Origin of the sequence: Actinomadura meyerae, assembly GCF_900188445.1 — a bacterium.
GTDB classification, from domain to species: domain Bacteria; phylum Actinomycetota; class Actinomycetes; order Streptosporangiales; family Streptosporangiaceae; genus Spirillospora; species Spirillospora meyerae.
On sequence record NZ_FZOR01000066.1, the window covers coordinates 22,965 to 32,534 of the forward strand.

The following is a 9,570-nucleotide window of genomic DNA, read 5'->3' on the forward strand; positions in this document are numbered from 1 at the left end:
TGAAGTGCATTCATGATCGGACTTTCCCGCCACAAGATCATGTAAGGACCGCCGCGATGCCCCTGGCGACAGGCCTGGCCGCGGCCGCGCTCCTCGGCCTGCTGACGCTCCTGGCCACCGCGCGGCACGGCAGGCGCCGACACCGCTCGGACGACGAGCACCCCGAGTCGCTGACGACCGTCCTCGGCCCGGGGGACGAGGAGTACCTGGCCTGGCTCGCCGACCACCACTGGCCGCGCGACGAGTACCTCGACCTCGAGCACGAGTGGCTGGACGAGATGGCGTTCGGCGAGCCCGCCGGGCACTACGAGGCGCCGCTGTGCCCCCGCTGCGACCTGCGCCGCGAGGACGTGTGGCCGTGCCCGACCTGCGGCCGGCTCCTGCACTCGTCCTGCGGCCACGGGATGCGCCGCCGGCGGGTCGAGCGCCCGTACCGGACGCACGCGACCAACTCCGAGGCCGTCATCGGCGAGTGGATCTGCACGGGCTGCGCGTCCGTCGTCGGCCTGGACGTCGACCACGGCGACGAGCCCGATGGCGGCCTCTTGCGGTGAATCGTGCCGATTGCCCGATCTGCCGTCTACTCACACCCGACGAACAGTAAAGAATTCCTCATCCACTTGCATATTTCGGACGCGGAGCGGCAGGCTGGCCTATGTCCTAAATCTCTGGGACACCGTGGAGGAACTCCGTGACCGCACAGCACCACACCGCCTGTACGCACGAACCGCCGTGCCCGGCGCCCGACGACCTCGACCGCGAGGCCGCGCGGACCGTCGCCAACCACCCGGAGCAGGGCTGGAGCCTGCTCTGCAACGGGATCGTCGTCTTCGAGGACACCGGCGAGCTGCTGCCCGACGGCAGGGCCGTCGCCCCGCGCCGCCCGCTCACCACCGCCTAGATCACGTGCGCGTCGTACCCGAGCCGGGCGAGCTCCTCGTAGGCCGCCCACACCTCGGCCGGTACCGGCATCGGCACCTGGTACCCGCGCTCGGCGTACACGACCATGCGCTGCAGGTCGCCCACCATCAGCTCGATGGACCGGCGGTCGCAGTACGCCTCGAACCCCAGCTCCGGCGCCGCCGCTGACCATTCGGCCCCGGGCCACCGCCGCCGCGCCGTCGCGAGCGCCCGCCGCGTCATGTAGGGCTTCGCCACCAGGATCCCCCGCCGCACCGCGACGCCCCGGCCGTCCAGCAGCCGCCTGGACGCGGTGATGTTCTCCCCCGTGTTGGTCGCCGTCTCCTCCAGCACCAGCGCCTCTTCCGGCACCCCGCGCTCCCGCGCCACCCGCGCGAACACCCGCGCCTCGGTCTCGGCCCACCCCGACGTCATCTTGCCGCGCCCGCCCGACACGACCACCAGCGGCGCCCGTCCCGCGTGCCAGAGCCGCGCCGCATGAGCCGCCACCCGCGTGTCGTGGCACCCCAGAGCCAGGATCACGTCAGCCTTGGAGAGGGGGCCGGTCAGCACGAGGTGGTCCCAGACGACTCGTGCCAGCTCGCGCGCCCGCGCGTCCACATGAGACTCCACGGGGTCATTGTCCCCGGCGGCCCGCATGTCGGACTCCCATCCGGCGGGGCCTCCCGCTAACGTTCAACTGTTTTGCTACTTACGCAAGAATCATGTGGAACTCGACCGCGAAAGGACGGTGTGGTGTGATCACAGTCCTGGTCCTCGTGTCCCTGCTGGCTCTGTTCGGCCTCTGCCTGCCCCGCCTGCTCCGCCCGATGCCCTCGAGAACCGCGACGGACCCCCCGCCCCCCGAGGCCGCGCACCCGGAGTCCATGACCGCCGAACTCGACCCCGGCGACGAGGAGTACCTCGCCGCCCTCGCCGACGAGCTGTGGCCCGAGGACGAGTACCTGGAACTGGAGCCCACCACCGACGGCGAAGAAGAACCCGGCGGCAGCGGCATGCGCCGCTGACCCCGCCCCGGTAAACCCCGTCCGCCGCCGGCCCGTCCTAAAGGGGTCGGGCGCTCCCCTCGACTGACCACGAAGGCGGCGGCACGGGGAACGCCACGCGCTTTGCGAGCGCCCCGTTCTGCCCAGAGACGGCGCTGTGAGGTAGCGATGACGGTGCAGAACACGCCACGGCCGGGCTATGTCGGAGTCGAGGTCGATCCCGGCGCGGCGGAGCACATGCTCCGGCAGATCAGGTTCTTCCTGCGGGACGGTGAGACGGTTCTGGCGCTCGCGGCGACCGTGAAGGCCCTGCCGACGCTCACCCACATCGCCGTCACCGAGCGGCGCGTCCTCGGTTTCTCCGCGCCGGACCTGGTCAGGGAGGGGCCGCGGCAGGAGGTCCCCATCGCGGACGTCACCGCCGTCGAGACCCGCAAGTCCTACAAGCAGCGCTGGTTCCTCGTGGTGCTGGACGGTACCGGAGCGGAGACCGACTTCGGCGACGTCCACGACCAGGACGCGCCGCACATCAGCAGTGTCATCGAGGGCCTGGCCCGGACCCCGCGGCCCGCCCCGGCACCGCCCGCCCCCGCGACGCCCGCTCCCGCAGCGCCCACTCCCGCCCCCGCGGCGCCCGTCCCGGCACCACCCGCCCCCGAGCCCCTCGTCGCGGCCCCGGCACCGTCCGGGTGGCGGTACAACCCGCCGCCGACGTGGCCCGCACCGCCGCCCGGGTGGACGCCGCCGCCCGGCTGGCAGCCCGACGCGAGCTGGCCGCCCGCCCCGGCCGGATGGCAGTTCTGGCTCCCGGCCGCGCCGCCGGTCCCCGCCCCGGCCGCTCCCGTCCCCGTTCCGGCCGCGCCGATGCCCGCTCCGGCCCCCCGGCCCGTCCCCCCGCAGCAGGCGGTCCCCGCGCCGCGGCCCGTTGTGGGGCAGCATCCGGCGTCGAGGTCCCTGCCCGTGTTCGGCGGGAAGCGGCAGCGCATCGAGGAGCTGGAGGCCGAGAACGCGGAGCTGCGGCAGTGGCTGGAGCGGCTCGGCGGGCTGGACGCCCCGGAGGTCGCCGCAGAGATCGGGCGGCTGCGGGACGAGGCCGCCGAGGTCCGGCGGAAGGTCGCGGAGAAGCGCCGGGAGCTGGCGCGGCTGCGCAAGGACATCGTGGAGACGCAGGACCTCGCGCTGCTCCAGGAGGCGGGAGTCTACGAGTACCAGCACCCGCTCGGCGACGTCGTCGCCTACAAGGCCGAGCTGGCCAAGGTGAAGGACCGGATCAAGTCCATGGCGAGCGGCGGCAAGGCGGTCGTCGGCGCGACGAACTGGACGGTGAACGGGTCCGCCGCGCAGGGCGCGAAGATGGTGCGCGACTTCTCCAAGCTGATGCTGCGGGCCTACAACGCCGAAGCGGACAACCTCATCCGGACGATGCGCCCCTACAAGCTCCAGTCGGCGATCGACCGGCTGGACAAGACGGCGCAGACGATCGAGCGGCTCGGCAAGACGATGGACATCCGGGTCAGCCGCCAGTACCGGGAGGTCCGTGTCAAGGAGCTGCGGCTGACCGCCGACCACCTCGCGAAGGCGGAGGAGGAGAAGGAGCGGGTGCGGGCCGAGCGGGAGCGGCAGCGCGAGGAGGACAAGGCGCGCAAGGAGTTCGAGCGGGAGAAGGCCCGGCTGCTCAAGGAGCGCTCGCACGTGGAGTCGGCCCTCGCCAGGCTGGAGGCCAACGGGGACGCGGAGGGCGCCGCGGACCTGCGGGCCAAGCTCGCCGACGTCGAGGCGGCCATCGACGATGTCGAGGGCCGGGCGGCGAAGGTGCGGGCCGGGTACGTGTACGTGATCTCCAACATCGGGGCGTTCGGCGAGCGGATGGTGAAGATCGGCATGACGCGGCGGCTGGACCCGATGGACCGGGTGCGGGAACTGGGCGACGCGTCCGTGCCGTTCCGCTTCGACGTCCACGCGCTCATCTTCAGTGAGGACGCCGTGGGGCTGGAGGGACGGCTGCACCAGGAGTTCGCCGACAAGCGCGTCAACCAGGTCAACCTGCGGCGGGAGTTCTTCTACGCGACGCCCGGGGAGGTGCGCGAGGCGCTGGAGCGTATCGCCGGCAGCCATCTGCTGGAGTACACCGAGGTGCCGGAGGCCCAGGAGTTCCGGCAGAGCCGGCGGTAGGCCCCAATCAGGGCGCGGTCAGGGCGGGGTCAGGGCAGGTTCAGGGGGATTCGAAGAGGGCGCTCACCGATTCGCCGTTGTGGATGCGGCGGACGGCCTCGGCGAGGGCCGGGGCTATGGAGAGGACGCTGAGCTTGTCGCTGCGGTCGCCGTTCGGGACGGGGACCGTGTTGGTGCAGACGATCTCCAGGACGTCCGGCTGGGCGGTGAGGCGCTGCAGGGCGCCGGCGGCGAACAGGCCGTGGGTGCAGGCGACGCGGATGGTGCGGGCGCCCAGTTCGCGGAGCCGGTCCAGCAGTTCCAGGACGGTGCTGCCCTTGGCGATCTCGTCGTCCAGGACGATCACGTCGCGGCCGGCGATGTCGCCGATGACGGAGCTGATCTTGACGCGGTCGTCGGGGAAGCGCTGCTTGGCGCCGGCGGCGACCTGGACGCCGAGGAGGCGGGCGAAGGCCGCGGCCTCCTTGGCGTTGCCGAGGTCGGGCGAGACGACGGTGGTGCGGGACAGGTCGTGGCCGCGGAAGTGGTCGGCGAGCTCGCGCAGCGCGTGCAGGTGGTCGACGGGGACGGAGAAGAAGCCGTGCACCTGCGGCGAGTGCAGGGTCATGGCGAGGACGCGGCTCGCGCCGGAGGCGACGAGCAGGTCGGCGACCAGGCGGCCGCCGATGGAGATGCGGGGCGCGTCCTTCTTGTCGGAGCGGGCGTAGGCGTAGTGCGGCATCACGACGGTGATGCGGCTCGCGGACGCGCCGCGGGCGGCGTCGCACATCAGCAGCAACTCGACGAGGTGCTCCTGGACGGGCGCGACGAGCGGCTGGACCAGGAAGACGTCCCGCTCCCGGCAGTTGGCCTGGAGCTGCACCTCCAGGCAGTCGTTGGCGAAGCGGTCGACGCGCGAGGGGCTCAGCGGGACGCCGAGGTGCGCGCAGACCTCTTCGGCCAGTTCCGGGTGGGCGCTGCCGCTGAACACCGCGATCTCTCGCACGAACCGCTCCTCACGTGATCGACCGGGGTCATGCTAGAGGTCGGTGGTGGCGAGGGGCTCGCCGGTCTCCAGAAGCGTCTTCAGCCCGGACAGGACGTGCGGCCAGCCGTGCCGCGACATGGCGAGCAGCGCCCCGCCCGCGCGGTGGACGACGGTCAGCCTTGCGGTGGCGCCGGCCGGTTCGATGACGAACGACACCGTGGAGCGGGGCTCCGCCAGGAGGGCGCGGCGCGTCTCCTCGTCCACGCCGACGCTCTTCGCCCATTCGGGCGTGAAGGTGTGCCAGGTGTAGGCCAGGCGGCGGCCCGGCTCGGCCTCCAGGACGGTCTGCTCGGGGTCGGCGGTCGTCGCGTCCTGCTCGTGCCAGGTCATCGCGGAGCCGGGCCGCCAGTCGGTCTCGAAGGCGACGCCCCAGTAGCTGCGGGTGGCGGCGGGGTCGGTGAGGGCCTCCCAGACGCGTTCCGGCTCGGCGTTGATGTAGATGGTGTAGGCGAACTCGTCCGCGGACATCGGCCTGCTCCCGGAGTGGTCTAGGGCTTGCGGCCCACGCCGCCGTAGGCGTCGACCGGCTCGGGTTCGCCGGGCGTGTCGGGGCGCCAGTGCGTCACGGGGACGATCCCGGGCTCCTCGATCTCCAGGCCCTCGAAGAAGCCGGCGATCTGCTCGGGGGTCCGCAGCACGAGCTCCGCGTTGCCGGCGGCGTTCCACACCTCCACGATCCGGTCGGACGCCGCGCCGTGGACGACGTTCGTCCCGTCGTACATGGCGAAGTAGCTGCCGGACGGCACCGCGGACAGCAGCCGCCGCACGATCGCGTACGCCTCGTCGTCGTCGGGGATGAACTCCAGGATGCCCATCAGCGTGAACGCGACCGGCCGGCTCAGGTCGAGCGTCTCGGCGGCGCCCTCCAGGATGCCGTCGGGTTCGCGGAGGTCGGCGTGGATGTAGGCGGTGCGCCCCTCGGGGGTGCTGGTGAGGAGCGACTTCGCGTGCTCCAGCACGAGCGGGTCGTTGTCGACGTAGACGATCCTCGACTCGGGCGCGGCCCGCTGGGCGACCTCGTGGGTGTTGTCGACGGTGGGAAGGCCCGTGCCGATGTCGATGAACTGGCGGATGCCCGCCTCGGCGGCCAGGTGCCACACGACCCGGTTGAGGAACAGCCGGGACGCGCGCGCAAGCCGTGCTACGTCCGGCAGCATCCCGAGGATCTGGTCGCCGACCTCGCGGTCCACCGGATAGTTGTCCTTGCCGCCCAGCCAGTAGTTCCAGATGCGCGCCACGTGCGACACGCTCGTGTCGATCCCGGGGCCGGGCCTCTGCTCGCTCATGCGCACCTCCTGCGGTGTCCCCTTCCCGGCCCCGGTGCCCGTCAGTCCTCGTCGTCGTCGCCGTCCGGCTCGTCGGTCGCCTGGGCGAGGACCTTGCCGGACGCGGCGTCCACCGTGACCTCGTGCTCGGCGCCGTCCTTTCCGGTCACGTCGACCTCCCAGACGGCCTTGCCGTGCTCGTGCTCGAACTCGGCGGACGTGACGTGCCCCTGGACGGCCTTCAGCGCCGCGTCGGCGGCGGCGGGAGCGGACAGGGTCGCCTTGCGCAGGGCGGCGGCCTCCGCGGCGCCGTCGTGGTCGTCGTTGCCGTCCGCCCGGTCGCCGAGGACCTTGCCGGTGCCGGAGTCGACGGTCACGTCCCGCCACGTCCCGTCCTGGGCGAGGACGTCGAACTCCCACACCGCCTTGCCGTGCTCGTCGTCGAGCTCGGCCTCCGCGACCGTGCCGGGCACCTTCCGCAGCGCCGCGTCCACCGCCTGCGCCAGCGCGACCGAGGGGTCGGGCGCCGCGCCGCCGGGCGCTCCCGCGGAGGGGCTCGCGGACGGGGGCGCGGACGGGCTCGCGGACGGGGGCGCCGACGGCCCGTCGTGCGCGGTCGCGAACGCGGCCGTCGTCCCGCCGGCGGCCAGCGCGCCCGCGGCGACGACCGTGACCAGCAGCCCGCGCCCGGTGACCATGCGCCGTGCGTCGATCTTCATCGGTTCCGCCTTCCGTTCGGTTCGTCCTTGCGAACCCCACGTTGACAAGTCTTCCTGTAGCACTCCTGAACCAACCTGAAGCCGCCTTCAGGTGCCGTTTGGCAGGCTGGGGGCATGCGCCTGCTGATCGTGGAGGACGAGAAGCGCCTGGCCACGTCCCTCGCGCGGGGGCTGGCGGCCGAGGGCTTCGTCGTCGAGACCGTCCACGACGGCACCGAGGGGCTGCACCGGGCGCTCGGCGGCGGCTACGACCTGATCGTCCTCGACATCATGCTGCCCGGGATGAACGGCTACCGGGTGTGCGCGCGGCTGCGGGCGGAGGGCGACGAGACCCCGATCCTGATGCTGACCGCCAAGGACGGCGAGTACGACGAGGCGGAGGGCCTCGACACCGGCGCCGACGACTACCTCACCAAGCCGTTCTCGTACGTGGTGCTGGTGGCGCGCGTCCGCGCGCTGCTGCGCCGCCGCACGCGCGGCGCCGCGCCCGCCATCGTCCTGGGCGACCTCACCGTGGACCCGGCTGCGCGGCGGGTGTTCCGGGGCGAGGCGGAGGTGGAGCTGACCGCCAAGGAGTTCGCCGTGCTGGAGCACCTCGCGGCCAACGCCGGGCGGGTCGTGTCGAAGGCGCAGATCATGGAGGCCGTCTGGGACTTCGCCTACGACGGCGACCCCAACATCGTCGAGGTGTACGTGAGCGCGCTGCGCCGCAAGCTCGACGTCCCGTTCGGGCGCCGGTCGATCACGACGGTGCGCGGCGCCGGGTACCGGCTGGCCCGGGACGGGGGCGCCTGACGTGGCGCGCCGCCTCGGGTCCGTCCGGGCCCGGACGACGCTGGGCGCGACGGCCGTGGTGGCGGTCGCGCTGGTCGCCGCCGGGCTCGCGGTGGTGCTGCTGCTGCGCGCGAACCTGGCCGGGCAGGCGGACCTGCGGGCCGAGGTCGCGGCGCGGGAGGTCGCGGCGCAGCTCGCGACGGGCACGCCGTTCCGGAGCCTCGACCTGCCGGACGGCGAGGACCACCCGGTCCAGGTCGTCGACGAGGACGGCCGGGTGCGCGCGGTCAGCGAGGACCTGCAGGCGATCGACGGCACCGGCTCCCCCGGCGTCCGGCCGGGCGCGGCCCCGTCCGGCGACGACGACCGCGACGACGACCACCGGGGCCGCGACGGCCGCGACGGCGACGACGATCCCGGACGCGGCGAGGTGTCGGGCGACGACCCGGGGTTCGGCACCGGCCGCGCGACGGTCGACGGCCGGACGGCCGACTACCGGTTCGCGGCGGTCGAGGTGACGACGCCGGGCGACGAGACGGTCACCGTGTACGCGGGTGCCGATCTCGCGGCGGCGCGGGACGCGGTCGGCACCGTCACCCGCGCGATGCTCGCCGGCCTGCCGCTGCTGCTGGCCGTGGTCGCGGGCGTGACGTGGCTGGTCACGCGGCGGGCGCTGCGCCCGGTGGAGGCCGTCCGCGCGGAGCTGGCGGAGATCACCGCCTCCGGCGACCTGGCCCGGCGGGTGCCGGTGCCGGACGCGCGCGACGAGATCGCGGGCCTCGCCGCGACGACGAACGAGACGCTCGCCGCGCTGGAGGAGTCGGTGGCGCGGCAGCGCGGCTTCGTCGCGGACGCCTCGCACGAGCTGCGCAGCCCGATCGCATCGCTGCGCACGCAGCTGGAGGTGGCCGCCGCGCACCCGGAGCTGCTGGACGTGGACGGCCTCGTCGAGGACGTCGTGCGGCTCCAGCATCTCGCCGCCGACCTGCTGCTGCTCGCCCGGATCGACGCCGGGGAGCGGCCCCCGGCCCGCCCGGTCGCGCTCGGCCGCCTCGTCCGGGACGAGCTGGACCGCCGCGCCCCCGGCGACCGCATCGCCGTCCAGGCGTCGATCGACGCGGACCCGCAGGTCATGGGCGTCCCGGGACGGCTGGCGCGGGTGGTGGGCAACCTGCTCGACAACGCGCAGCGGCACGCGGGCGCGGCCGTCCGGCTGTCGCTGCGCGAGGAGGCGGGCGCGGCGGTGCTGCGCGTGGCCGACGACGGGCCGGGCGTGCCGCCCGCCGACCGCGAGCGGATCTTCGAGCGGTTCGTCCGGCTGGACGACGCCCGCAGCCGCGACGAGGGGGGCGCCGGGCTGGGCCTCGCCATCGCCCGGGACCTGGTCGCGGCGCACGGCGGGAGCCTCACCGTCGGCGAGGCCCCCGGCGGCGGCGCGCTGTTCGAGGTGCGGCTGCCGGCCGCCCGAGCTACTTGAGGAGCTGGCGGGCCATCACCATGCGCTGGATCTGGTTGGTGCCCTCGTAGATCTGAGTGATCTTGGCGTCGCGCATCATCCGCTCCACCGGGAACTCCCGCGTGTACCCGTACCCACCCAGCAACTGCACCGCATCGGTCGTCACGTCCATCGCCACATCCGAGGCCAGCGCCTTGCACGCCGACGACACGAACGTCAGATCCGCGACCTTCTCCCCGCCCATCGCCCG

12 protein-coding genes are annotated in these 9,570 nt (G+C 73.5%); 6 read left to right on the top strand and 6 right to left on the bottom strand.

Annotation, left to right across the window (positions count from 1 at the left end):
* The first annotated feature begins 56 nt into the window (after positions 1 to 56).
* Both CHF16_RS40720 and CHF16_RS37610 read left to right on the top strand, forming a co-directional pair.
* The gene (locus CHF16_RS40720) at positions 57 to 554 is read left to right on the top strand and encodes a hypothetical protein (RefSeq protein WP_179271898.1); all 498 of its coding nucleotides are present in this window, start codon (positions 57 to 59) and stop codon (positions 552 to 554) included.
* Positions 555 to 691: 137 nt separating this feature from the next.
* A complete protein-coding gene (locus tag CHF16_RS37610) occupies positions 692 to 901 on the top strand; it encodes a DUF5999 family protein (RefSeq protein ID WP_179271899.1) in 210 nt (69 codons plus the stop codon).
* On the opposite strand, the gene CHF16_RS37615 is transcribed toward CHF16_RS37610, so the two are convergent.
* Entirely contained in the window at positions 898 to 1,533 is a 636-nt protein-coding gene (locus CHF16_RS37615) for a YdcF family protein (RefSeq protein ID WP_245869783.1), read from the bottom strand. The two genes, CHF16_RS37610 and CHF16_RS37615, sit on opposite strands and share 4 nt — an antisense overlap.
* A gap of 125 nt (positions 1,534 to 1,658) precedes the next feature.
* On the opposite strand from CHF16_RS37615, the gene CHF16_RS37620 reads away from it, so the two are divergent.
* Positions 1,659 to 1,928 (top strand): hypothetical protein, encoded by a 270-nt coding sequence (locus CHF16_RS37620; RefSeq protein ID WP_089330969.1) that lies wholly within the window; start codon positions 1,659 to 1,661, stop codon positions 1,926 to 1,928.
* 147 nt (positions 1,929 to 2,075) lie between these two features.
* Positions 2,076 to 4,079 carry an SNIPE associated domain-containing protein gene (locus CHF16_RS42020; protein ID WP_089330970.1) on the top strand — a complete coding sequence of 668 codons (2,004 nt, stop codon included), beginning with the start codon at positions 2,076 to 2,078 and terminating at the stop codon, positions 4,077 to 4,079.
* 40 nt (positions 4,080 to 4,119) lie between these two features.
* Here CHF16_RS42020 and CHF16_RS37630 read toward each other — a convergent pair whose 3' ends face one another.
* From CHF16_RS37630 to CHF16_RS37645, 4 genes are read right to left on the bottom strand one after another with little or no spacing between them, the layout of a single operon-like run.
* Complete coding sequence (locus CHF16_RS37630; RefSeq protein ID WP_089330971.1) at positions 4,120 to 5,064, bottom strand: ribose-phosphate diphosphokinase; 945 nt, start codon at positions 5,062 to 5,064, stop codon at positions 4,120 to 4,122.
* 33 nt (positions 5,065 to 5,097) lie between these two features.
* Positions 5,098 to 5,574: an SRPBCC family protein gene (locus CHF16_RS37635; RefSeq protein ID WP_089330972.1), complete on the bottom strand. Its 477-nt coding sequence runs from the start codon at positions 5,572 to 5,574 to the stop codon at positions 5,098 to 5,100.
* 20 nt (positions 5,575 to 5,594) lie between these two features.
* Positions 5,595 to 6,392 (bottom strand): SAM-dependent methyltransferase, encoded by a 798-nt coding sequence (locus CHF16_RS37640; RefSeq protein ID WP_089330973.1) that lies wholly within the window; start codon positions 6,390 to 6,392, stop codon positions 5,595 to 5,597.
* A 41-nt stretch (positions 6,393 to 6,433) separates the two neighbouring features.
* Complete coding sequence (locus tag CHF16_RS37645; protein ID WP_218827025.1) at positions 6,434 to 7,090, bottom strand: PepSY domain-containing protein; 657 nt, start codon at positions 7,088 to 7,090, stop codon at positions 6,434 to 6,436.
* A 114-nt stretch (positions 7,091 to 7,204) separates the two neighbouring features.
* On the opposite strand from CHF16_RS37645, the gene CHF16_RS37650 reads away from it, so the two are divergent.
* Together CHF16_RS37650 and CHF16_RS37655 are read left to right on the top strand one after the other, a co-directional pair.
* Entirely contained in the window at positions 7,205 to 7,885 is a 681-nt protein-coding gene (locus CHF16_RS37650) for a response regulator transcription factor (RefSeq protein WP_089330974.1), read from the top strand.
* A gap of 1 nt (position 7,886) precedes the next feature.
* Positions 7,887 to 9,341, top strand: coding sequence for a sensor histidine kinase (locus tag CHF16_RS37655; protein WP_089330975.1), 1,455 nt, complete (start codon positions 7,887 to 7,889; stop codon positions 9,339 to 9,341).
* Here CHF16_RS37655 and CHF16_RS37660 read toward each other — a convergent pair.
* The coding region (locus CHF16_RS37660; protein WP_281259429.1) for an acyl-CoA dehydrogenase family protein at positions 9,334 to 9,570 on the bottom strand (237 nt) is incomplete at its 5' end. The genes CHF16_RS37655 and CHF16_RS37660 overlap by 8 nt on opposite strands.

What these genes read in the sequence shown, in the direction of transcription:
- CHF16_RS40720 (WP_179271898.1), top strand. Translation starts at nt 57, where the DNA reads ATGCCCCTGGCGACAGGCCTGGCCGCGGCCGCGCTCCTCGGCCTGCTG.
- CHF16_RS42020 (WP_089330970.1), top strand. Translation starts at nt 2,076, where the DNA reads ATGACGGTGCAGAACACGCCACGGCCGGGCTATGTCGGAGTCGAGGTC.
- CHF16_RS37635 (WP_089330972.1), bottom strand. Translation starts at nt 5,574, where the DNA reads ATGTCCGCGGACGAGTTCGCCTACACCATCTACATCAACGCCGAGCCG.
- CHF16_RS37640 (WP_089330973.1), bottom strand. Translation starts at nt 6,392, where the DNA reads ATGAGCGAGCAGAGGCCCGGCCCCGGGATCGACACGAGCGTGTCGCAC.
- CHF16_RS37645 (WP_218827025.1), bottom strand. Translation starts at nt 7,090, where the DNA reads ATGAAGATCGACGCACGGCGCATGGTCACCGGGCGCGGGCTGCTGGTC.
- CHF16_RS37650 (WP_089330974.1), top strand. Translation starts at nt 7,205, where the DNA reads ATGCGCCTGCTGATCGTGGAGGACGAGAAGCGCCTGGCCACGTCCCTC.